At 66.2% G+C, this 21,533-nt stretch carries 20 protein-coding genes and 1 tRNA gene; 11 read left to right on the top strand and 10 right to left on the bottom strand.

What is annotated here, in order from left to right:
- Positions 1 to 31: 31 nt before the first annotated feature.
- Positions 32 to 1,243 carry a zinc metallochaperone GTPase ZigA gene (gene zigA / locus HMJ39_RS03970; protein WP_194296368.1) on the bottom strand — a complete coding sequence of 404 codons (1,212 nt, stop codon included), beginning with the start codon at positions 1,241 to 1,243 and terminating at the stop codon, positions 32 to 34.
- A 144-nt stretch (positions 1,244 to 1,387) separates the two neighbouring features.
- Between zigA and HMJ39_RS03965 the strand changes: the two genes are divergently transcribed.
- From HMJ39_RS03965 to HMJ39_RS03950, 4 genes are all read left to right on the top strand, one after another.
- Positions 1,388 to 2,191, top strand: coding sequence for an SDR family NAD(P)-dependent oxidoreductase (locus HMJ39_RS03965; RefSeq protein ID WP_194296367.1), 804 nt, complete (start codon positions 1,388 to 1,390; stop codon positions 2,189 to 2,191).
- 68 nt (positions 2,192 to 2,259) lie between these two features.
- Positions 2,260 to 2,526, top strand: coding sequence for a sigma factor (locus tag HMJ39_RS03960; RefSeq protein ID WP_194296366.1), 267 nt, complete (start codon positions 2,260 to 2,262; stop codon positions 2,524 to 2,526).
- On the top strand, positions 2,484 to 3,206 hold the full coding sequence (locus HMJ39_RS03955; protein ID WP_194296365.1) for a FecR domain-containing protein: 723 nt from the start codon (positions 2,484 to 2,486) through the stop codon (positions 3,204 to 3,206). The genes HMJ39_RS03960 and HMJ39_RS03955 overlap by 43 nt, the downstream gene beginning before the upstream one ends.
- Positions 3,207 to 3,292: 86 nt before the next feature.
- A complete protein-coding gene (locus tag HMJ39_RS03950; protein WP_194296364.1) occupies positions 3,293 to 5,755 on the top strand; it encodes a TonB-dependent siderophore receptor in 2,463 nt (820 codons plus the stop codon).
- Positions 5,756 to 5,782: 27 nt separating this feature from the next.
- Here the strand turns inward: HMJ39_RS03950 and HMJ39_RS03945 are convergent, their stop codons facing one another.
- A complete protein-coding gene (locus HMJ39_RS03945) occupies positions 5,783 to 6,232 on the bottom strand; it encodes a hypothetical protein (RefSeq protein ID WP_194296363.1) in 450 nt (149 codons plus the stop codon).
- Between the two features lie 32 nt (positions 6,233 to 6,264).
- A complete protein-coding gene (locus HMJ39_RS03940) occupies positions 6,265 to 7,059 on the bottom strand; it encodes a crotonase/enoyl-CoA hydratase family protein (protein WP_194296362.1) in 795 nt (264 codons plus the stop codon).
- Between the two features lie 129 nt (positions 7,060 to 7,188).
- Between HMJ39_RS03940 and HMJ39_RS03935 the strand changes: the two genes are divergently transcribed.
- Positions 7,189 to 7,755, top strand: a complete 567-nt coding sequence (locus tag HMJ39_RS03935) for a TetR/AcrR family transcriptional regulator (protein ID WP_194296361.1) — start codon at positions 7,189 to 7,191, stop codon at positions 7,753 to 7,755.
- Here HMJ39_RS03935 and HMJ39_RS03930 read toward each other — a convergent pair.
- Genes HMJ39_RS03930 through HMJ39_RS03920 form a run of 3 tightly spaced genes read right to left on the bottom strand, consistent with a single transcriptional unit; the run spans position 7,698 to position 9,317 of the window.
- Positions 7,698 to 8,300: a DUF6436 domain-containing protein gene (locus HMJ39_RS03930; protein WP_194296360.1), complete on the bottom strand. Its 603-nt coding sequence runs from the start codon at positions 8,298 to 8,300 to the stop codon at positions 7,698 to 7,700. The two genes, HMJ39_RS03935 and HMJ39_RS03930, sit on opposite strands and share 58 nt — an antisense overlap.
- Before the next feature lie 9 nt (positions 8,301 to 8,309).
- Complete coding sequence (locus HMJ39_RS03925) at positions 8,310 to 8,735, bottom strand: PaaI family thioesterase (protein ID WP_194296359.1); 426 nt, start codon at positions 8,733 to 8,735, stop codon at positions 8,310 to 8,312.
- Positions 8,736 to 8,738: 3 nt separating this feature from the next.
- The gene (locus HMJ39_RS03920) at positions 8,739 to 9,317 is read right to left on the bottom strand and encodes a TetR/AcrR family transcriptional regulator (protein ID WP_228462139.1); all 579 of its coding nucleotides are present in this window, start codon (positions 9,315 to 9,317) and stop codon (positions 8,739 to 8,741) included.
- An 85-nt stretch (positions 9,318 to 9,402) separates the two neighbouring features.
- Between HMJ39_RS03920 and HMJ39_RS03915 the strand changes: the two genes are divergently transcribed.
- Both HMJ39_RS03915 and HMJ39_RS03910 read left to right on the top strand, forming a co-directional pair.
- Positions 9,403 to 9,906, top strand: coding sequence for a hypothetical protein (locus HMJ39_RS03915; protein ID WP_194296357.1), 504 nt, complete (start codon positions 9,403 to 9,405; stop codon positions 9,904 to 9,906).
- 39 nt (positions 9,907 to 9,945) lie between these two features.
- A complete protein-coding gene (locus HMJ39_RS03910) occupies positions 9,946 to 10,764 on the top strand; it encodes an enoyl-CoA hydratase-related protein (RefSeq protein ID WP_194296356.1) in 819 nt (272 codons plus the stop codon).
- 40 nt (positions 10,765 to 10,804) lie between these two features.
- Here the strand turns inward: HMJ39_RS03910 and HMJ39_RS03905 are convergent.
- The 3 genes from HMJ39_RS03905 to HMJ39_RS03895 form a co-directional block, all read right to left on the bottom strand.
- Positions 10,805 to 10,889: transfer RNA gene (locus tag HMJ39_RS03905), tRNA-Leu, on the bottom strand.
- A 76-nt stretch (positions 10,890 to 10,965) separates the two neighbouring features.
- Positions 10,966 to 11,868 (bottom strand): hypothetical protein, encoded by a 903-nt coding sequence (locus HMJ39_RS03900; protein WP_194296355.1) that lies wholly within the window; start codon positions 11,866 to 11,868, stop codon positions 10,966 to 10,968.
- A 367-nt stretch (positions 11,869 to 12,235) separates the two neighbouring features.
- Positions 12,236 to 12,820, bottom strand: a complete 585-nt coding sequence (locus HMJ39_RS03895) for a superoxide dismutase (protein WP_161386054.1) — start codon at positions 12,818 to 12,820, stop codon at positions 12,236 to 12,238.
- Between the two features lie 474 nt (positions 12,821 to 13,294).
- Between HMJ39_RS03895 and HMJ39_RS03890 the strand changes: the two genes are divergently transcribed.
- From HMJ39_RS03890 to HMJ39_RS03875, 4 genes are all read left to right on the top strand, one after another.
- Complete coding sequence (locus HMJ39_RS03890) at positions 13,295 to 14,476, top strand: acetyl-CoA C-acyltransferase (RefSeq protein WP_194296354.1); 1,182 nt, start codon at positions 13,295 to 13,297, stop codon at positions 14,474 to 14,476.
- 314 nt (positions 14,477 to 14,790) lie between these two features.
- Complete coding sequence (locus HMJ39_RS03885) at positions 14,791 to 16,593, top strand: beta-ketoacyl synthase (RefSeq protein WP_194296353.1); 1,803 nt, start codon at positions 14,791 to 14,793, stop codon at positions 16,591 to 16,593.
- Between the two features lie 198 nt (positions 16,594 to 16,791).
- Complete coding sequence (locus HMJ39_RS03880) at positions 16,792 to 19,299, top strand: membrane-bound PQQ-dependent dehydrogenase, glucose/quinate/shikimate family (protein ID WP_194296352.1); 2,508 nt, start codon at positions 16,792 to 16,794, stop codon at positions 19,297 to 19,299.
- A gap of 445 nt (positions 19,300 to 19,744) precedes the next feature.
- Entirely contained in the window at positions 19,745 to 21,211 is a 1,467-nt protein-coding gene (locus HMJ39_RS03875) for a phospholipase D-like domain-containing protein (RefSeq protein ID WP_161386059.1), read from the top strand.
- On the opposite strand, the gene HMJ39_RS03870 is transcribed toward HMJ39_RS03875, so the two are convergent.
- The gene (locus HMJ39_RS03870; protein ID WP_161386060.1) at positions 21,208 to 21,489 is read right to left on the bottom strand and encodes a hypothetical protein; all 282 of its coding nucleotides are present in this window, start codon (positions 21,487 to 21,489) and stop codon (positions 21,208 to 21,210) included. The two genes, HMJ39_RS03875 and HMJ39_RS03870, sit on opposite strands and share 4 nt — an antisense overlap.
- Positions 21,490 to 21,533: the final 44 nt, after the last annotated feature.

Raw genomic sequence — 21,533 nt, 5'->3', positions numbered from 1 at the left:
CCGGTCATCCGGACCGATTGAACAGGCCCGGTCACACCGCCTCCGCCAGCCCCCAGTCCGGGAAGGGATCCGCCAGGGTTCGCCAGTACTCCACGCCGGCCAGGGTTTCCTTTTCGTCCAGCAGGCAGGCGTCCAGGGCCGCCCGGGTGATCGCCGGGTCCATGTCCTGGCCAATGAACACCAGTTCCTGGCGCATGTCGCCGAAGGGTTCCTGCCATTTCTCCTGGATAAAGGCCCGGGTCTCCGGGTCTTCCGGCCAGCGCGCCTCCGGCACCGCCTTCCAGAAAAAGCCCGCCACGCCATGGTGGGCGATGCCGCCGGCCTGGCTCCAGGTGCCCGCCAGCCGCGGTCGGGTGGCCAGCCAGAAATAGCCCTTGGAGCGCAGCAACTTGCCGTTGTCCCACTGGCGGTGCAGGAAGTCGTGGAAACGCTGCGGGTGGAACGGCCGGCGCGCCGTGTAGGTGAAGCTGGCAATACCGTATTCCTCGGTTTCCGGGGTATGCTCGCCGCGCATTTCCTTGAGCCAGCCCGGCGCCAGGCTGGCGCGCTCGAAATCGAAGCGCCCGGTGTCGAGCACCTTGTCCAAAGGCACCGCGCCCTGGCGGATGGGAATGATCTCCGCCTCCGGGTTGAGCGCTCGCAACGTGCCGATGACCGACCGCCGCGCGCCTTCGTCGATCAGATCGGTCTTGCTCACCAGCAGCACATCGCAGAACTCGATCTGATCCACCAGCAGGTCGGCCACGTTGCGCTCGTCGTCCTCGCCCAGGCTTTCGCCGGTGTCGCGCAGCTCGGCGGCGCGCCGGTAGTCCTCGGTGAAGTTGGCGCCGTCCACCACCGTGACCAGGGTATCCAGCCGCGCCACCGAGGACAGGCTCTCGCCATCCTCGCCCTCGAAGGTGAAGGTCTCCGCCACCGGCAGCGGCTCGGAGATGCCCGTGGACTCGATCACCAGATAATCGAAACGCCCCTCGGCGGCCAGCCGGCGGACCTCCACCAGCAGATCCTCGCGCAGGGTGCAGCAGATGCAGCCATTGCTCATCTCCACCAGCTTTTCCTCGGAGCGGTTCAGGCTCACCTGCTGGCTCACCAGGCTGGCGTCGATGTTGATTTCGCTCATGTCATTGACGATCACCGCCACCCGGCGGCCATCGCGATTGTTGAGGATATGGTTGAGCACCGTGGTCTTGCCGGCGCCAAGGAAACCGGACAGCACGGTCACCGGCAGGCGTTGGTCGGTCATGGGAAGTCTCCCGGGGAAGCGTTTGGGGACAAATATGTTATAACATAACAATAGCAAAACAAAAGAGGCCGCGAACCGGATCATTTTCTTTCCCGGCCGCGCCGGTCACCATGGTCGCTTGGATGCCCACAGCGGAGACCTTCCATGAGCTTCAACGGCAAGACCATCGTGCTCACCGGCGCCTCCAGCGGTATCGGCGAGGAAGCCGCCAAACAATTGGCGCGCCGGGGCGCGCGGCTGTGCCTGGTGGCCCGCCGCGAGGAGGAACTGGCCCGGGTGCAGGCCGACATCCACGCCGAAGGCGGCCGCGCCTGGATCTACCCCACGGACCTGACCCACCCGGACAGCATCGACACCGCCCTGGACGCCCTGCTCGCCGAACACCAACGGGTGGACGCCCTGGTCAATAACGCGGCCCACTCCATCCGCCGCCCCATCGTCGAGGCCCTGGACCGCATCCACGACTACGAGCGCACCATGCGGCTGAATTATTTCGGCGCCCTGCGCATGACCATGGGCCTGCTGCCGCGCTTTCTGGAACAGGGCCACGGCCAGGTGGTGAACGCCTCCACCCTCTCCGCCCAGGTGCCGATCCCGCTGTTCTCCGCCTATCTGGCCAGCAAGGCGGCGCTAGAGTCCTACTCCCGCTCGCTGAACGCGGAATTGGGCCACAAGGGCATCCACGCCACCATGGTGTACTTCCCCATGGTGCGCACGCCCATGTCCAGCCGCACCTCGATCTACAAGCACATGCGCATGATGAAGGTGGAGGACGCCGCCGGCTGGATTCTCAAGGCCCTGCGCGACCGGCCGGCGCGGGTGGGCAGCCCCCTGGGCACGGTGGGCAGCCTGGTGCTGGCCGCGGTACCCGGCCCGGCGGTGAAGTACACCCAGCCGTTCTTCCGGCGCATGGACAAGCGGCTCAAGGCGAAACTGAACCGTTCATAATTGTAATAAAAACCATTCTCATTCATAATCCGCCCTTCACGCGAACTTCATGCCTGGGGGCGGAAATCATGTCCGGGGTGGCGAAACCCCACCAAACGGTGGAGACCCTCTACACCGAGCACCATGGCTGGCTGCGCCAGTGGCTCGGCCAGCGCGTGGGTTGCCCGGCCCTGGCCGCCGACCTGGCCCACGACACCTTCCTGCGCCTGCTGGCGCGGCCCCGCTCCCTGAACAACACCCACAGCGCCCGCGGCTATCTGCGCACCGTGGCCGAACGCCTGTACATCGACCTGTGGCGGCGCCGGGCGGTGGAGCAGGCCTGGCCGCCTGGCTGACCTGGCGCCACACGCCACTGCCGGACGCCACCGGACGTCTGATCGCCGGACTCACCGCCGGCCAGCACACCACCACCGGCGAGATCCGCGACCTGGGCCTGGCCGACGGCGGCCGCCTCTGGCTCAACAGCGCCACCACCGTGGACGTGGCCTACGACAACGCCCTGCGCCGGGTCACCCTGCATGATGGCGAGATCCTCATTCAGACCGGCGCGGACCCGCGCCGCCGGCCCTTCGTGGTGGACACCCGGCACGGCCGCCTGCGCGCCCTGGGCACCCGTTTCACCGTGCGCCAGCACCGCGACCACGGCTTCCTGGCGGTGTACCAAGGCTCCGTGGCGATCCGCACCCGGGACGGCGACGAGGCGGTTATCGAGGCCGGCCGGCAAGCCACCTTCCAGGCCGCCTCGGTGACCCCCGCCGGCGCCGCCGACCCGGCCCGCCAGGCCTGGTCCCAGGGCCTGATCGTGGCCAACGACCTGCCCCTGGGCGAGCTGGTGGAGGAGCTGGCCCGCTACCGCCACGGCCACCTGGGCGTGGACCCGGCGGTGGCCCACCTGCGCGCACTGGGCACCTACCCCGCCGGCCGCCCGGATCTGGCCCTGGCGATGCTGGAGAACGCCCTGCCGGTACGCGCCCGGCAACCGCTGCCCTGGTGGGTCACCATCGGCCCGGCGTGAAACCCTGAATTTTTTTCTTCCCCTTTTTCCGGCTCATCCGTGTTGAGAGGTAGAACGCCGACATTGAAACCGGAGGAAGGCACGACATGCCCTCGACACCCACTTTGTTCATCCCCCGCCGGGCCGGCTCGCTGGCCCTGGCGATTCAACTCAGCGTCACCGGCCTGGCCTGGGCCGGCGCCACCACCCTGCCAACGCTGTGGTCCGCCCCCGCCCGGGCGCAGACCGAGACCGCCCGCGTCCGCGTGGACATCCCCGCCGGGCCGCTCTCCGAGGCTCTGAACCGCTTCACCGAGCTCGCCGGCGTCTACCTCAGCGGCGACAGCAGCCTCACCGCCGGCAAGCGCAGCCCGGGCCTGAGCGGCGAATTCACCGTCCGCGAAGGCCTGGACGTCCTGCTGCAGGGCACCGACCTGGGCTACCGGGTGGAAGCCGACGACACCATCACCCTGGTCAAGGCCGGCGGCAACGTACTGGCGCCGGTGAACGTGCACGACGTGGCCCTGACGCCGATGACCGAAGGCTCCGGCGGCTATACCGCCAACGCCATCAGCACCTTCAAGGGCACCCAGTCGGTGCGCCGCACGCCGCAACCGGTGACCGTGGTCACCCGCCAAAGCCTGGACGATCGCGCCCTGCTGGACATGCACGACGTGCTCAGCGCCACCCCCGGCGTCACCGTGGACTACACCGACAGCGAGCGGGTCAACTATTACTCCCGAGGCTACCGGATCGAATCCCTGCAGATCGACGGCGGCCGCGTCGAGCAGGGCGGCTCCATCTTCATCCAACCGGACATGGCCACCCTGGACCGGGTGGAGATCCTGCGCGGCTCCGCCGGCCTGCTCAAAGGCACCGGCAACCCCTCCGCCACCGTGAACATGGTCCGCAAGAAACCCACCGAGGCGTTCCAGGCCTCCGCCAAGGCCACCTACGGCTCCTGGGAACGCCAGCGCATCGAAGGCGATATCTCCGGCGCCCTGATCCCCTCCGGCCGGCTTCGCGGCCGCCTGGTGGCGGTCTCCGACGACCGGGAATTCTTCCAGGACGCCCGCCAGGAAGACCGCAAGGTATTCTACGGCGTGCTGGAAATGGACCTCACCGACCGCACCACCCTGGCCACCGGCTACCAGTACACCCACCTGGACGCCACCGGCTCCTGGGGCGGCCTGCCGGCGGACTTTGACGGTAGCCAGCTGGACCTGCCCCGGGACACCTACCTGGGCGCCGACTGGAACCAATGGAACCGCTTCAACGAGCAACTGTTCCTGGAACTGGACCACTACTTCGACAACGGCTGGCACCTGGAAGCCTCCGCCACCAAGACCCGCTTCCGCATGGAAGACGAGGGCTTCAAGCAGACCTACTTCGAGCCTGCCAGCACCACCAACCCCTATCTGATGAACGTCTCCACCTCCATCTACGACGGCGACGCCAGCGACCAGCGCTTCTACTCGGTCACCGCCGACGGCCCCTTCCGCCTGTTCGGCCGCGAGCATGAACTGGTGGTCGGCGCCGACCAACAACGCGTGCGCACCCGGGGCACGGCCGGCATCTGGACCCCCAACGTGCTCACCAACGTGGACATCCGCGACTGGGACCCCTACCACGACATCCCGGAGCCCTACGCCAACGTCACCACTTCCGGCCGCGTGGACTACACCCGCCAGCACGGCGTCTACGGCACCGCCCGCCTGTCGGTGACCGACCCGCTCACCGTGATCGCCGGCGCCCGCGCCACCTGGTGGGAATTCGAAGTGCCCAGCGACCCGGACAGCGACTACGACGTGGACAAGGAACTGACCCCCTACTTCGGGCTGGTCTACGACCTCAACGACACCTACAGCGTCTACGCCAGCTACACCGACATCTTCCAGCCCCAGAACGAATACAACGCCGGCGGCAGCCTGCTCGACCCCATCGTCGGCAAGGACTACGAAGCCGGCCTCAAAGGGGAGTTCCGCGACGGCCGCCTCAACCTCACCCTGGCCGCCTTCCGCATCAATAACGAAGGCGCCGCCGTCGAGGACGCCGGCAGCCCCGACCCCTGCACCCCCTACTACACCAACGGCCACTGCCGCGTCGCCGACGGCGAAACGCAAAGCGAAGGCTGGGAACTGGAAATCGCCGGCGAGGTGCTGCCCGGCTGGCAACTGCTGGCCGGCTACACCAACAACCACACCGAATACGTGGAAGACGACGACCCGGACAACATCGGCGACCCGATCCGCACCGCCGACCCGCGCCACCTGTTCCGGCTGTTCACCAGCTACAACCTGAACCAACGCCCCCAGGGCCTCACCGTCGGCGGCGGCGTGCGCGCGCAAAGCGACATCTACACCACCGGTGCCGGCGACGTGAAATACCGCCAGGCCGGCTACGCCGTCTACGACCTGATGGCCAGCTACGACTTCGGCAACGGCGTGCGCCTGCGGCTCAACGCCAACAACATCTTCGACAAGGAGTACTACAAGAAGGTGGGCAGCGGGGTGAACAACTACTACGGCGACCCGCGCAACTACATGGCGTCCGTCGAAGTAAGCTACTGAGGAAAGGCGGGCCTGGGTGCGCGACGTTCACTGAATCACGTTCAGCATCAACGCGACACCCAGGCAAAACGCCAACAAACCGGCGGGCAGGGCCACCAGAGTGATTCGATCGATGGCGGCGGAATAGCGAATCACGGCACCAAGGTCCTGCCTGTCCGCGGCGCTTTTTCGCGCGAAGACCGGCGCCAGGCACAAAACATTGCCCAGCACCGCGATCGCGCCGGCGCTCACCTTCAATAGATAGAAGTCCGTCAAACGGTCCATGTCGACCATCATGACGCCGGTGATCAGAACCAGCACAAAGGCCGGCATTTCGAGAAAAAGATCAATGCGTTCATGAACGCGGGCCACCAGAAAGCCTTGTTCCCGATGGGCCGCGCGCTGCCTCTCAACGATGAACTCCACACCGACCACACCGAACCAGAACGCCACGCCGAACAGGTGCAGTTTCAGCAGTATCGAATCGCTCATGAGCATGTCTCCTTTATTATTCTGCTTCCCGGCGTGGTTCAGTGACCCCTGAATTGAGGTTCGCGCTTTTGCACCATCGCGGCGATACCTTCCTGCACGTCCTGTGTTTTCATCAGCCCCAGCAGCGTATTGTTCAGTTGCGACAACGCCGCCGCCTCGCCCTCATCCCGGGCCTTGAAGGCGGATTGCAAGGTGGCCTTGACGCCAAGCGGCGCCGCCTTGGCGATACGCTCGGCGTACACCAGCGCCCTCTGAAGTGCTTCACCGGTCGCCACCACCTCGTTCACCAGACGCATGGATAAGGCCCGCTCGGCGGTGAACGCCTCACCGGTCAGCATGTAGAGCATCGCATTGTGCCAGCCGGCGGCTTGCACGAAGCGCGCCGTGGCGCCCCCCACCGGAGCGATACCACGCAGCACCTCCACCTGAGCGAAGCGGGCATCCTCCGAGGCCACCACGATATCGGCGTTCAACATCAGCTCAATGCCCGCCGTCCAACATTCCCCCTGGACGGCGACGACCACCGGTTTGGTCCTGCGCGGCGGCTCCACGCCCCAAGGATCGACGCCATTGTCGGGATAGCCAAACCCGGACATCAGTTTCGGCGCCAGTTCCATCAGATCCAGGCCGGCGGTGAATACATCGCCATGACCAAAAATCACCGCGCAGCGCAAATCGTCATCCCGCTCATACTCCCCGAGCGCCAGGGAGAGATCCGTGATCATGGCACTGTCGAAGGCGTTGCGCTTGCCAGCGCGATCCAGGCCAATCAGGAATACCGCGCCTCGTTTTTCCCGGCTTACCCGACCTGCTCCACTATTGAGTTCCGACATTTCTCTCTCCTAGAACAAACAGATTACTTACCGAACGTTTAGTTTATAAATGAACGTTCGGTAGACTTCAAGTTGTGAATGCCGGGACGCTGTTCTAGCATGCCTTTCCCACTTACCCCGGAGCCTTCCATGCGCCCGCAAAAGCTGCCCCGCGCGGAACTGTTGTCCCGCTGCGCCAATACCCTGAAACAAAGCGGCTACCACGGTACCAGCATGGAAGCACTCGCCACCGCTTGCGGGCTGACCAAGGCCTCCTTCTACCACCATTACAAGAGCAAGGAAGCCCTGGTACACGACGTGCTGACCTGGACACATGAACAGATCCGCGATGGCCTGTTCAGCATTGCCTACCAGGAAGGGGCCCCAAGGGACCGTCTGACCAAACTCGGACGCAAAGGGAAGAAGCTCTTCATGCACCCGACCGTCGGCTGCCTGATGGGGATCATTTCGGTTGACGCGGCGGGCGATGCCCCCGAACTCATGAAGCAGGTCCGGGATTTCATGAACGAATGGGGCGAGGCCCTGGCTCATATTCTCGGCAGCGAACTTCCCCGGAAAGCGGCGCAGGACATTGGCCGGCAAGCGGTATCGGATTACGAAGGGGCCATTCTGATGGCCCGCATTTACGGCGACACCGGCTATTTCGACAGAGTCACGGAACGGCTTCTGGGTCTGCTTCCCGAAACCGCCCCCTGATCCAACCGCTCGGGAACGACACGGCAATAGCAGCCCTTCGAGAGCCAGTTGAAGACCGTACCGTCCGTCACTGTCCGGTAGGCGGCAAGGGGTGGCGAGAACCGTGCCTCGCGGGAACAAAGATTGCCGGTCACCAGTGGGCCCACGTAACGCAGCTTTCCCGATTTCACCACCAGGGCGGTCGGCAAGGCAGGCATGTAACGTACCAGTGACGACAAACCGTAACGGTCGTCCCGATCCCGGTAGGCATCATGGACCCGCGCCGACACGGTCCCCTCCAGCGCACGATTCATTTTTTTCAGAACAGGCCTGGCGCAGGGGCATTGGCTATCGGTAATCACATAGACCGCGTCGCCTCGCGACGCCACCTTGCCCAGCCATTGTCGGGCGGCCCGCTCGAAGCCCGTGTCGAAGTAATCCGAGCGATTCTCACCCCAAGGCACGTACCAGGTATCCAACGAATAGGACCATTTATAAAGCAGCATCGGCACCAGCGGGACAATGACGATGGCGACCAGCAAAAGCCGGTCATAGAACCTGGACAAGACCGGCCCCTATCGCGGGTACAGTATCATTTGCGTGCATCGGAACAGCGCCACCTTCTTGCCGGTATCCCGATGAACCACCCGCGCGTCCCAGACCTGCGTGGTCCGTCCGCGATGCGCCGGCTCGGCGACGCACTCGAGCATCCCCTCCCGGGCCGTGCCAAGGAAGTTGGATTTCAACTCCACCGTGGTGAACCCCACGGCGCCATCCGGCAGGCTCGCCATGGTACCGTTGCCACAGCAGGTATCGGCCAGGGCCACCACAGACGCGGCGTGCAGAAAGCCGTTGGGAGCCATCAGTTTGCCGACCACCGGCAGCTCCGCCTCGGCTATTCCCGTCCGTTCGTCGATGCGAGTCATCCGCATGCCCACCAGGCCCGGCAACCCACTATGACCGTGACCATTGTACTGTTCCGCTTTCTCTTCCGGAGTCATCGGCTACTCTCCCAAGGCTTGCCTGATCAGTGCTTCAAGTTGCGTCGATACCTGCTCCAGTGGCTCGGCGCTGCGCCGCGCACGGCACAGCGCGATGGCCCCCTCCACCGAGGCGACCACCAACGTGGCCAATTGCCGCGCCTGCTCATCATCCACCCCGTGCTCACTCAGGGATCGCGTCAACAGGCCAATCCAGTCGGCGAAAACGGCTTCGGCCACCGTCAGCGCCGCCCTGCTCTCTTCGTCATCGGGCTCCTCCACCGCCACCGACAGCACCGGGCAACCGGCGCGATAGTCCGAGCGCACCACTTCATGGCGCCATAGCGCCAGAAATTCCTGAAGCCCGCTGACAGGCCCTCGCTCCAGGGACTTCGCCAAAACCTCGCTGACCTTACCGCCGATAAAACGCACCGCCTCGGTGACCAGTTGAGCCTTGCCGCCGGGGAAATAGTGGTAGGTGGAGCCCAGAGGCGCCTGGGCATGCTTGGCCAGTTCGCGAATGCTGGTGGCCTTCACGCCCCTGCGGCTCAACAGATCCGCGGCACCGGCGACCAGCCGCTGCCGTGACGCCTTCTCTGTCATCTTCATCGCCTTCGGCCATTGATATAACGATCGTCATAGAATACCTTCCCGGCAGGAGTTATAACAACCGTCATAAGGACTGCATATGCAACCCGACTCAAAGCACTTCAAGATTTTCAAGGTGCTGATCTGGCTGACGCTGGCCGGCTGTACCCTGCATTTCTTCGACAACGTGGTGTTTTTCGATCAGTACCCGGAACCCGCCTGGCTGAACGCCCCCATTGTCGCCGCTCTGTGGATTCCGCTGGCCCTGGCCGCCTGGCGCGCCTCCAGCACGGTATCCGGAGATTACCCCGACCATGTCTACACGTTGATCCAGGGCTTCGTAATCGGTAACTGGCTGTCCTTCGGCCACTACCTGTTCGCCAGCCCCGCCGATGTTCTTCCCCGCATCAACCTGATCATCGCCATCCAGGTCACGCTCGCCACCATTCTCTTTTTCTACTCGCTGTGGATGCAGTTGCGTTTCCACCGGGAATCCATGCCTTACTTCACCAGAATCTGGGCCAAACTCATCGCTTTCTATGGCGTCACCATTTTCACGCTGGAATGGTTCTGGCCCTCCGACTTCCAGACCTGGTGGCTGTAAGCCCGCCCCTGTTTGTTGGCAATCGAAAGGAAAGACCCCATGACCAAGAACACCGCTGCTCAGGACTTTCACACGCTCCAGCTCACCCGGCGGGACGCCGTCACCGTGGTTCTGCTGGATCAACCGGACCGCCTGAACGCGCTGTCACCGTTGATGCTCAAGGAAATGCGCCAAGCGATCGGTTCGGTGGCCAGGGACGCCTCCTGCCGCGCCCTGGTACTCAGTGGCAATGGCCGCGGCTTTTGCGCGGGCGCCGATCTGAGCCATTTCAAAGGCGCGGATAGCGCCGGCGACGATGCCACCGATCTGGGCACCGCCCTGCATCAGAGCTATCACCCCATCATCCGGCTGCTACGCGGCATGCAAAAACCCGTTATCGTCGCCGTCAACGGTGTCGCCGCCGGTGCCGGCTGCAACCTCGCCCTGGCCGGCGACATCATTCTCGCCGCCCGATCCGCTACCTTTATCCAGGCGTTCATCAAGCTGGGGCTGATCCCCGATGCCGGGGGCACCTGGACCGTGCCGCGCCTGATCGGTCGCGCCAGGGCATTACAGTGGATGATGAGTGGTGACGCCTTGAAAGCGGAGACCGCCCTGGAGTGGGGCCTGATCAATGCCGTGCACGATAACCACCAACTGATCGACAAAGCCATGTCGCTGGCTTTCGAGATGGCGGCGCAACCCACCCGCGCTCTGGCGGGCATCAAGTCCTTGATCGACCGAAGCACGGAACAGGATCTGGAGGCACAGCTTCACGCCGAAGCGACGCTGCAAAGTGAGCTTGGACAGGGTTGGGACGCCCAGGAAGGCATCAACGCCTTTCTCGCCAAACGCGAGCCCGGATTCACTGGAGAGTAGACGACGCCGCCCGGACGGGGCATCGTCTAAAGAAAGGGAATGGTGCGCCAGGAGGGACTTGAACCCCCACACCTCGCGGCATCAGGACCTAAACCTGACGTGTCTACCAATTCCACCACTGGCGCAGGCCGGCCATTGTAGCAGCCGGCCGATGGAATACCACCGGAACGCTTTTGAAGCCGCCCTTACGGTGGGGCGGCGTTACCGTTCCAGGCTGTCCAGGCGGTTGTTCACCTGCAGGCGGTACTGGTCGAAGGCGCGGATGGCGTCCTCGATTTCGGAGAGGCGCTGGTCGAGCTGGGCGGCGCCGCTCTGGTTGTTTTTCAGGCTGGCGATGGCCTGTTTCTGGGTCTGGTTCTGTTGCTCGAGCTGCTTGACGGTATCGACCACCACATCGACCTGGGTTTCCACCTGGTTGATCTGGGTGCGCCACTGGTCGCTGCTGTCGTTGACCGCTTCGATGGCGCTGGCGACTTTGCTCTGCAGTTCGTCGATCTGGCCGCGCACCTGCTTGATGCTCTGGTCGTAGCCGCCGACGGTTTTCTTGAGCTCGGCCAGGGCATTCTGGTTGCTCTTGAGGGCCTTCTCCACGCTATCCAGGGTTTTCTGGTTTTCCTGGATCCATTCCTTGTTGCGTTTGTTGCTGACGTCCCAGAGCTTGCGGATTTCGTCGCCGTTGGTGTCGATGGCCTTGCTGTGCTCGCTGAGCGTGTCGCGCAGTTTGCCGGAGGATTGGTCCAGGGATTCATCGGTGGCGGAAAGCCGTGCCTGGAGGTTTTCCAGTTGCTCGGAGGACATGCCCATGCGGGTTTCCATCTGCCCTTGCAGGCGGCTGATCTCGCGATAGAAGTAAGTGCACGCTACCGCCAGCACCACGGCCAGCACCAGGGTCAGGAAGACCCAGCCGCCTCCACCGCCGCCACGGCGTGGTTCCGGCTGGCGCGGCGTGGGCCGGCGACCGCCTTTGTCATTGCCATTGCCGCCACCGTTGCCACCTCCGCCGCTTTTTGGTGGGCGCGGTTGTTCGCCGGCGGGCCGGCGGCGGGGTTCGTCCACGGGGACGTCGTCGATATCACCCAGTTTGACGTCGCGCTCTCGGGTCATGGCGAATTCCTGTGTGATTGGATGAAAACACGCATCTTACCTGTCCGCCGGAGTCGGCGCACGGCGGTGGGGCTTGGTGTGGGGAAAGCGCGGGAAAGTTCCACCCCAGCCGTCACGACCGTCCGGTCGACGAGATGTCAGGCGGCGGGAAGTAAAATAAGGATCGTTGATTGCGCCGGAACCTTCGGGCGCTTCCCAGCACCCGTTCCGGCGTCGAGAGCGGTTCGCAATCAAGGCGCGGCCTCGCCGGCGTAGCAGCGCTACGTCAAGAGGCCGCAACGCGGAGTGCGGGCCGCTCTCGGCGCCCCGCAGGGCGACCGCCAACGGCGGCCGCGGAACGGGTGATGGGGAGTGTCCGGAGGTTCGCTTACCCGAAGTTCTTGGCGGCGAAGTCCCAGTTGATCAGGTTCCAGATGGATTCCAGATACTTGGGACGGGCGTTGCGGTAGTCGATGTAGTAGGCGTGCTCCCACACGTCCACGGTCAGCAGCGGGGTGTAGCCGTTATCGTGGGCGATCGGGGTGTCGGCGTCGTCGGTGTTGACGATGTCCACGCCGCCATCGGCGGTTTTCACCAGCCAGGTCCAGCCGGAGCCGAAGTTGCCGGCGGCCTTGGCGTTGAACTCTTCCTTGAACTTGTCGAAGGAACCGAACTTGGCGTTGATGGCGTCGGCCACGGCACCGGACGGCTCACCGCCGCCATTGGGGCTGAGGCTGTTCCAGTAGAAGGTGTGGTTCCAGACCTGTGCCGCCTGGTTGAACAGACCGCCCTTGGCGCCCTTGATGATGTCTTCGAGCGATTTCCCTTCGTCATCCGTGCCCTTGATCATGTCGTTGAGCTTGGTGACGTAGGCGTTGTGGTGCTTGCCGTGGTGATACTCGAGGGTCTCGGCGGAAATGTGCGGTTCGAGAGCGTCTTTCTCGTACGGAAGCGGCGGAAGTTCAAAAGCCATAGTCATATCCCCTGACTGTTGGTCGAAAAACCATTCGGACTGTGAAATGTGGAAGCATCATAACAAGCGTCCGGGGGGTGAACCACTGAGTACACAGTGCTTCGCGACCCGCGTTTTACCTTCTTTGACGCCTACTTGAGAATGATTGCTTTTCAAAAAAGTCCGAGTGCGTATGCAAGGGGCACATGGGGACGTTCCCGCGCATCTCAAGTAGAATAACGCCGTTTTTTAGCGGCAAGTTACAAGTTGCAAGTTGAAGCGCGGGCAGGCCCCGCGCCGTGTTCAGGCCGTGCCCGCGCCTCAAGGGGGGAGAATTCACGAATGGCGTTGCCGACCGCGGGTCGTGGGAAAGCCGGTTCGCTGACTCCCTTCAACTTGCAACTTGAAACTTGTAACTAACGCCACCGGCACGGCCCCACATCAAGCCCGGCCTGCTTGCGGCTTACGGCTACAACACAACCAGGAGAAGAATGCATGTCCAACGACGCCGTCGTGATCGTAAACGGTGCCCGCACCGCCATGGGAGGGTTCCAGGGTGCCCTGGCGCCGATGAGCGCGCCACGACTGGGCGCGGCCAGCATCCGCGAGGCGGTGGCCCGCGCCGGCCTGAAGGCCGCCGACATCGAGGACGTGGTAATGGGCTGCGTGCTGCCCGCCGGCCTCAAGCAGGGCCCGGCCCGCCAGGCCATGCGTCTGGCCGGCCTGCCCGACGGCACCGGCGCCACCACCATCAACAAGCTGTGCGGCTCGGGCATGCGCGCCACCATGTTCTGCCACGACATGATCAAGGCGGGCAGCCACGACATCGTGGTGAGCGGCGGCATGGAATCCATGAGCAACGCCCCCTATGTGCTGGACAAGGCCCGCGCCGGTTACCGCATGGGCCACGGCCAGGTGTTCGACCACATGTTCCTGGATGGCCTGGAAGACGCCGAAACCGGCCGCCTGATGGGCGCCTTCGCCCAGGACGTGGCGGACCAGCGCGGCATCACCCGCGAGCAAATGGACGACTTCGCCATCGAATCCCTGAAGCGGGCCCAGGCGGCCATCGCCAATGGCTGGTTCGCCGACGAGATCGTGCCGGTGACGGTGAAAACCCGCAAAGGCGAAACCGTGGTGGACACCGATGAGCAACCGGGCAACGCCAACATCGACAAGATTCCGGGGCTCAAGCCGGCGTTCAAGAAGGACGGCACGGTGACCGCCGCCAACGCCAGCTCCATTTCCGATGGCGCCTCGGCACTGGTACTGGCCCGGGAAAGCGTGGCCGAACAGCGCGGCCTGAAGCCGCTGGCGCGGGTGCTCGGCCACGCCACCAACAGCCGCCACCCCAGCGAATTCACCGTGGCCCCCATCGGCGCCACCGAGAAGCTGCTGAAGAAAGTGGGCTGGAGCGTGGACGACGTGGATCTGTTCGAGATCAACGAGGCGTTCGCCATGGTGGCGATGATGCCGATGCTGGATCTGGGCATTCCCCACGACAAGCTCAACATCCACGGCGGCGCCTGCGCCCTGGGTCATCCGATCGGCTCCACCGGTTCGCGCATCATTCTGACGCTGATCCACGCGCTCAAGCGCACCGGCGGCAAGCGCGGCGTGGCCAGCCTGTGCATCGGCGGCGGCGAGGCCACGGCGGTGGCGGTGGAGCTGATCTAGCGGCAAGCCAGCGAGGGCGGCGGCGGGGAGGCCGTGCCGCTGGCGGGGTTAGCAAGTTGCAAGTTTCAAGTTGCAAACGCGGGCACGGTCGCTACAGCCGGCAAGGCCTGTGCCGCGCTTCAACTTTCAACTTGTAACTTGCAACTGTTTCTCGACCGGCACGGCCTCCCCGCCAGCACAGCCTGCTTGCAGCTTGCAGCGGGCCGACGGGGCCGTCCGGTAATATCCGGTTGCAACATCAATCCCTCTGACCAATACGCAAAGCGCGCGCGGACGCCTAGAATTGACCGTTCAGTCACATTCTGGGGAGTTCTATGTCCGCCCTGCCCGTCATTACCGCCATGGGTGGCATCAATGCCGCCGGCCGCACGTCCATGCACCACGGGTTCCGCCGTCTGGTGTTCGACGCCCTGGATTCGGCCCGGCAGGAGAGCACCCTGGGCGCCCTGGCGGCGCTGACCGGCGCCTCCGGACGGGAGGCGCTGCTTAATGGCACCCTGATCCGTGGCCTGCCCGAGGACCGGCGCCTGAACCTGGCGGTGAACGGCCACAGCGACGGCCCGGTGACCCTGGAGATGCGCAACCTGGATCTCCCGGATCCCCTGCCCGCCGGCTGGCGGGTGGAAGCGATCAACCGCCAGCGCAGCCGCGTCACGGTGCCGGCCGGCGCCGATCTGCGCGTGCCCACGCCCATCGCCCGCCGGGTGAGCGCCGCCGGCCAGTTGCCGGACGGCTTCGACCCGGGCGCCCTGTACGCCTCGCGCAACCATCCCCGCGCCCTGCAGATGGCCATCTACGGCGTCAGCGATGCCTTCGGCATGCTCGGCATTCCCTGGGAGCAACTGCGCGGCCGGCTGGCGCCGGACCAGGTGGCGGTGTTCGCGTCCAACGCCATGGCCCAGCTCGACGACCACGGCCTGGGCGGCATGATGCGCGCCCCCGCCCTGGGCCAGCGCACCACCTCCAAGCAATGCCCCCTGGGCCTGGGCGAGATGACCGCGGACTTCATCAACGCCTATGTGCTGCGCAGCGCCGGGGGCACCGGCGGCCTGCTGGGCGCCTGCGCCACCTTCCTCTACAACCTGGAGCGCGCGGTGCACGCGATCCGCGCCGGGCGCGCCCGACTGGTGGTGGTGGGCACCAGCGAGGCGCCGCTGGTGCCGGAAGTGATGGAAGGCTACCGGGCCATGGGCGCCCTGGCCGAGGACGAGGCCCTGGCGGCGCTGGACGGCGCCGACACCCCGGACCTGCGCCGTGCCTGCCGGCCGTTCGGCGCCAACTGCGGCTTCACCATGGCGGAGTCGGCCCAGTTCACCGTATTGATGGACGATGAGCTGGCCCTGGAGCTGGGCGCCGACATCCTGGGCGCGGTGCCGGACGTGTTCGTGCACGCCGACGGCGCCAAGAAATCCATTTCCTCGCCGGGCATCGGCAACTACCTGACCCTGGGCCGCGCCGCCCACCTGGTGCGCCAGTTACTGGGCGAGGACGGCCTGCGCCGGAACACCCTGGTGCACGCCCACGGCACCGGTACGCCGCAGAACCGGATCACCGAATCCCACGTCATCAACCAGGTGGCGGAGGCGTTCGGCATCCGCGACTGGCCGGTGGCGGCGATCAAGGCCTATGTGGGCCACTCCCTGGGCAGCGCCGGCGGTGACCAGCTGGCCGCCAGCCTGGGCACCTTCAGCGACGGCGTGCTGCCGGGCATCGCCACCGTGGACCGGTTCGCCGACGATCTGCACGCGGACCGGCTGTCGCTGTCCAGCACCCACCAGGAGGGGCGCCCGTCGGCGGCGCTCCTCAACTCCAAGGGCTTCGGCGGCAACAACGCCACCGCCGTGGTGCTCTCCCCGGACCGCGCCACCGAGCTGCTGCGTCGTCGCCACGGCGACGCCACCCTGGACGGCTGGCGCGATCGGGTGGCGGCCACCCGGGAGGCCGCCGCCGACTATGACCGCCGCGCCCTGGCCGGCCAGGTGGTGCCGGAATACCATTTCAACGACGGCGTTCTGAACGGCGACGACCTGACCGTCACCGACAAGGACATTCGCCTGCCGGGCTGGGACCAGCCGCTGACGTTCCAGGACGACCGCGGCTTCGACGACTACCGTTGATCGCGACTGAAGCGGAACGCCGCCTAGCCGCTCCTACGGCTCCTTGGTCGCGGTAGGAAGCCGCGATCAGCCCCGGAGCCAAATTTAAAGGTTGGTAAAATCCGGGAACGTTCCAAAACATGTATAAGGTATTGACCCTCTTCGCTGCGTTAAGGTGCGGATAAACGTCCCTCCAACCCCAAGCGACAAGGAGTCATCATGGCGGAATCCACCGGCACACGAGATTTTCCCCGGGCGCTGGTCGGCGTCCTGGTGGCGCTGTTCGGCCTGGCCTTCGCGCTGCAAGGCGGCTGGCTGGCCAGCCTCGGCGGTTCCTGGTACTACCTGATCGCGGGCCTGGGCCTGCTGCTCTCCGGCGCCCTGCTGATCGGCGGCCGACGGGCCGGCGTCACCCTCTACGCCCTGGTGGTGGCCGGCACCCTGCTGTGGACCCTGTGGGAAGCCGGCGCCGATTATTGGGGCTGGATTCCCCGCCTGGACGTCATTCTCGGCCTGGGCGTGCTGGTGGCGCTGGTGGCGCCACGGGTGCGCGACGGCTTCGGCAAGGGCGCCTCCTTCGGCGTGGCCGGCCTGCTGGTGGTGGTGATCGTGGCCGGCCTGGGGCTGGCCTTCGTGCCGTTCGATTTCGTGCGCCCCAACCCGGTGCCCGAGGCGGGCAGCGCCGCGCTGGCCACCACCGTGGGCAACGACCAGCCGGCGGACAACCCGGCGCCCGGTGACTGGCCCGCCTATGGCGGCGGCAACAGCGCCCAGCGCTTCTCGCCGCTGGACGGCATCAACCGCGACAACGTGGCCGGGCTGGAACGGGCCTGGACCTACCGCACCGGCGACCTGCTGGAGGAACGCTGGGGCGCGGAAACCACGCCCCTGAAAGTGGGCGACGACGTCTTCCTGTGCACCTCCCGCAACATCGTGATCTCCCTGGACGCCGCCAGCGGCGAGGAAAACTGGCGCTACGATCCCCAGGTGTCCAAGGACGCCATCCCCTACACCGCCGCCTGCCGGGGCGTCACCTACTATGAGGTGCCGCCGGGCGGGCACGCCGGCAACGAGGCCGGCGGCGACGCCCCGGACAACGACGGCGACCCCCTGGTGGCGGCCAGCGGCGAAGCCGCCGGCCGGCGCGTGGGCAACGGCGCCGACGACCGCGCCTGCGCCAAGCGCATCTTCTCCGGCACCCTGGACGGCCGCCTGATCGCCGTGGACGCGGCCACCGGCGAACCCTGCCAGGGCTTCGGCGACGGCGGCCAGGTGGACATCAAGAAAAACATGGGGGAAACCCCGCCGGGCTATGTCTCCATCAACTCGGCGCCGGTGATCGTGCGCGACACCCTGGTCACCGGCCACCAGGTGCTGGACGGCCAGCGCCGCGACGCGCCCTCCGGCGTGATCAAGGGCTTCGACGCGATCACCGGCGAGCTGAAGTGGGCCTGGGACGCGGGCCGCCCGGGGCGCGGCGAGCCGCTCACCGGCGACGACACCTACACCCGGGGCTCGCCCAATATGTGGACCACGGCGGTGGGCGACAACCAACTGGGCCTGGTCTACCTGCCCATGGGCAACTCCGCCGCCGACTACTGGAGCACCCCGCGCAGCAAAGCGGAAAATAAATGGGCCACCTCCCTGGTGGCCCTGGACGTGAGCACCGGCAAACCGGCCTGGCACTTCCAGACCGCCCACAAGGACGTCTGGGACTATGACCTGGGCTCGCAACCCAGCCTGCTGGACTTCCCCACCGACGACGGCCCGGTGCCGGCCCTGCTGCTGCCCACCAAACAGGGCGGCCTCTATGTGTTCAACCGCCGCACCGGCGAGCCCCTGGTGGACATCGAGGAACGGCCGGTACCCCAGGGTGGCGCGGAGCCGGAACAGCGCACCGCCACCCAGCCCTACTCCAACTACCACAGCCTCCAGCAGCCGGATCTGACGCCTGCGGACATGTGGGGCATGACGCCCTTCGATCAGATGTACTGCCGCGCGCAATTCCAGAAAGCCGACTACCGGGGCATGTACACACCGCCCAACGCGGACCGGCCCTGGATCGAGTTCACCGGCTACAACGGCGGCTCCGACTGGGGCAGCGTGGCCCTGGACCCGAACCGGGGCGTGATGATCGCCAACTACAACATCACCCCCAACTACAACCGGCTGGTGCCCCGGGAAAAGGCCAATGAATACGGCTGGGTACCGCGTGAGGAAAAGGAAGGCGGCGACCACGGCGGCGCCGAGGGCCAGGGCGACCCGCAGGCGGGCACCCCCTACGCCATCGATGTGAACGCCGGCTGGCGCGTCAAGTGGACCGGCCTGCTGTGCAAGCAGCCGCCCTACGGCGGCATCCGCGCGGTGGACGTGAAAACCGGCAAGACCCTCTGGGACCGCCCCTTCGGCACCGCCCGGGCCAACGGCCCCTGGGGCATCCGCAGCGGCCTGCCATTCACCATCGGCACGCCCAATAACGGCGGTGCCGTGGTCACCGCCGGCGGCCTGATCTTCATCGCCGCCGCCACCGACGACCTGATCCGCGCCATCGACATCGAAACCGGCGAAACCGTCTGGCGGGACGCCCTGCCCGCCGGCGGCCAGGCCAACCCCCTGGTCTACGAAGCGGACGGGCGCCAGTACCTGATGATCGTCGCCACCGGCCACCATTTCATGGAAACGCCCAGCGGCGACTACGTCATCACCTACGCCCTCCCGGACCGGTAGGGCGCCCGCCACGGGAGGCAGACCGCCGTAGGAGCGGCTTTGGCCGCGATCACAAGCCGTGCCAACCGCATCGCGGCTAAAGCGGAACGCCGCCCGGCCGCTCCTACCGCGACCTTCAACCGCCAATGCCACACTACGGAGCCGCACGTGACGCTACCTCGAAGCGTCTCGGTGTGGGCCCCTTTCCGGGACCCTGTTTGACAGGATGTCAAACCGGGAGCCCCCAGGGGTGAGGCAAGCGTGTTGCGAAGCACTGCTTCGCGCGCCGCCGAACGCCGCCCATCTGTGATGGGTGGCCGGGCCCGCTTGCGGGGGTTCACGGCGTTCCCGGAAAGGGGCCCACACCGAGACGCGGCCCGGATGGAGAACCCAGGACGCGGGCGCTTGCGGCCCACACCCCCGAACAGGTAGCTTTACCCCCTTCGCCCGCTGGCCCCAAAAACCCATGAAAAAACGCCACCCGATCCGCGTGCTTCTGCTTCTACTGCTTTCCGCCTGGCTGCTCACCGCCCTCTATCACCGCTACAAGCCGCTCCCGGAGGACGTGGGCCGGGCCTGGCCGGCGCGCGGCGCGGACAACCTGGCGCTGCTGGCCGACGACACCTGGGTGGACACCGACGCGGGCGACGACCCGGCGCGCCATTATGACCAGGCGATCTTCGATGAATTCTTCCGCCTCATCGGCCAGGCGGACAAACTGGTGGTGGTGGACATGTTCCTCTACAACGACATGGCCGGCGCCACCACCGGCAGCCTGCGACCGCTCAGCGAGCAGCTCACCGAGGCCCTGGCGACGCGCAAACGGCAACGCCCGGACGTGCGCGTGGTGCTGATCACCGACCCCTTCAACACCCTGTACGGCGGCGTCGCCGCGCCGCACCTGGAGCGCCTGCGCCAGGCCGGCGTGGAAGTGGTGTTCACCGACCTTAACCGGCTGCGGGACTCCAACCCCACCTGGTCCGGCCTGTGGCGCCTGTGCTGCCAGTGGTTCGGCAACACCACCGAGGGCGGCTGGCTGCCCAACCCCACCGGCGACGGCAAGGTGACCCTGCGCACCTACCTCTCCCTGATCAACTTCAAGGCCAACCACCGCAAGACCCTGGTGGTGGACGAAGGCGACCAATGGACCGGCCTGGTGACCTCCGCCAACGCCCACGACGCCAGCAGCGCCCACTCCAACCTGGCGCTGCGCTTCAGCGGCCCGGCGGCCCTGGACCTGCTGCACTCGGAGTTGTCGGCGGCGCGTTTTTCCGGCGCCCGGCTGGGGGACAACTGGCCAACGCCGCCGGCGCCGGACGCCGCGGACCAGGGCGACCGGCAAGCCGGCCCCCGCCTGCGGGTGCTCAGCGAGGTGGCGATCCGCGATGCCCTGCTGGACGCGGTGAACGGCGCCCGCGCCGGCCAGCACCTGGACGTGGGCGTGTTCTATCTGTCCCACCGGCCGCTGGTGGAAGCCCTGGCCGCCGCCCGGGAACGGGGCGTGCGGCTGCGCCTGCTGCTGGACCCCAACAAGGACGCCTTCGGCCGCGAGAAGAACGGCGTGCCCAACCGCCAGGTGGCCTGGGAACTGCACCGCGCCGGCGTGCCGGTGCGCTGGTGCGCCACCCACGGCGAGCAGTGCCACACCAAGATGCTGCTGCGCTACGGCGCTCACCGGCCGGCCACGCTGATCCTGGGCTCGGCCAACTACACGCGCCGCAACCTGGATAATCTGAACCTGGAAACCAGCGTGGAGCTGGTGGCGGAGGCCGGGCACCCGACGATTCGCGCGGCACGGGAGGCCTTTCAACAACGCTGGTCGAACCCGGACGGCAAGACGTTTAGCCTGCCCTACCAGGCGTTCGCGGACGATTCCCGCTGGCGCTACGGCCTGTACCGGGTGATGGAATTCACCGGCTGGTCCACGTTTTAGCGTTGGGGAGCGCGCCAAAGGCGGAAGGTGACGGCGCCATTGATCAGCCAGGCCAGGGCCACCAGGGCCCAGGCGGCGGGCCAGCACTGGGGCTCGGGCAGCAGCTCGCCGGCGGGCACCGCCAGCAGGAACAGCAGGCTCTCGGCCAGGGCCAGACCCGGCGGCGCGATCAGGGCGGCGCGGCGGTGCAGGGTCACGCCCAGGGCGCCGAGCAGGGCCCGGCCGCCGCTCAACGCCAGCCAGATCAGGATGATGCCGCCCGCCAATACCGCCGCCATGAATGCCTCTCCCTACAGTGATCGCCCGGTGATCGCGCCCGATT

Origin of the sequence: Alloalcanivorax profundimaris (assembly GCF_015265435.1) — a bacterium.
In the GTDB taxonomy this organism is placed as follows: domain Bacteria; phylum Pseudomonadota; class Gammaproteobacteria; order Pseudomonadales; family Alcanivoracaceae; genus Alloalcanivorax; species Alloalcanivorax profundimaris.
The sequence above is the reverse complement of the archived record's forward strand: the minus strand, read 5'-3'. Positions and strand labels throughout refer to the sequence as shown.

Bases quoted from the DNA above. Each gene is read 5' to 3' on its own strand.
- zigA (WP_194296368.1), bottom strand. From the start codon at position 1,243: ATGACCGACCAACGCCTGCCGGTGACCGTGCTGTCCGGTTTCCTTGGC.
- HMJ39_RS03965 (WP_194296367.1), top strand. From the start codon at position 1,388: ATGAGCTTCAACGGCAAGACCATCGTGCTCACCGGCGCCTCCAGCGGT.
- HMJ39_RS03960 (WP_194296366.1), top strand. From the start codon at position 2,260: ATGTCCGGGGTGGCGAAACCCCACCAAACGGTGGAGACCCTCTACACC.
- HMJ39_RS03950 (WP_194296364.1), top strand. From the start codon at position 3,293: ATGCCCTCGACACCCACTTTGTTCATCCCCCGCCGGGCCGGCTCGCTG.
- HMJ39_RS03945 (WP_194296363.1), bottom strand. From the start codon at position 6,232: ATGCTCATGAGCGATTCGATACTGCTGAAACTGCACCTGTTCGGCGTG.
- HMJ39_RS03940 (WP_194296362.1), bottom strand. From the start codon at position 7,059: ATGTCGGAACTCAATAGTGGAGCAGGTCGGGTAAGCCGGGAAAAACGA.
- HMJ39_RS03935 (WP_194296361.1), top strand. From the start codon at position 7,189: ATGCGCCCGCAAAAGCTGCCCCGCGCGGAACTGTTGTCCCGCTGCGCC.
- HMJ39_RS03925 (WP_194296359.1), bottom strand. From the start codon at position 8,735: ATGACTCCGGAAGAGAAAGCGGAACAGTACAATGGTCACGGTCATAGT.
- HMJ39_RS03920 (WP_228462139.1), bottom strand. From the start codon at position 9,317: ATGACAGAGAAGGCGTCACGGCAGCGGCTGGTCGCCGGTGCCGCGGAT.
- HMJ39_RS03915 (WP_194296357.1), top strand. From the start codon at position 9,403: ATGCAACCCGACTCAAAGCACTTCAAGATTTTCAAGGTGCTGATCTGG.
- HMJ39_RS03910 (WP_194296356.1), top strand. From the start codon at position 9,946: ATGACCAAGAACACCGCTGCTCAGGACTTTCACACGCTCCAGCTCACC.
- HMJ39_RS03900 (WP_194296355.1), bottom strand. From the start codon at position 11,868: ATGACCCGAGAGCGCGACGTCAAACTGGGTGATATCGACGACGTCCCC.
- HMJ39_RS03895 (WP_161386054.1), bottom strand. From the start codon at position 12,820: ATGGCTTTTGAACTTCCGCCGCTTCCGTACGAGAAAGACGCTCTCGAA.
- HMJ39_RS03890 (WP_194296354.1), top strand. From the start codon at position 13,295: ATGTCCAACGACGCCGTCGTGATCGTAAACGGTGCCCGCACCGCCATG.
- HMJ39_RS03885 (WP_194296353.1), top strand. From the start codon at position 14,791: ATGTCCGCCCTGCCCGTCATTACCGCCATGGGTGGCATCAATGCCGCC.
- HMJ39_RS03880 (WP_194296352.1), top strand. From the start codon at position 16,792: ATGGCGGAATCCACCGGCACACGAGATTTTCCCCGGGCGCTGGTCGGC.
- HMJ39_RS03875 (WP_161386059.1), top strand. From the start codon at position 19,745: ATGAAAAAACGCCACCCGATCCGCGTGCTTCTGCTTCTACTGCTTTCC.
- HMJ39_RS03870 (WP_161386060.1), bottom strand. From the start codon at position 21,489: ATGGCGGCGGTATTGGCGGGCGGCATCATCCTGATCTGGCTGGCGTTG.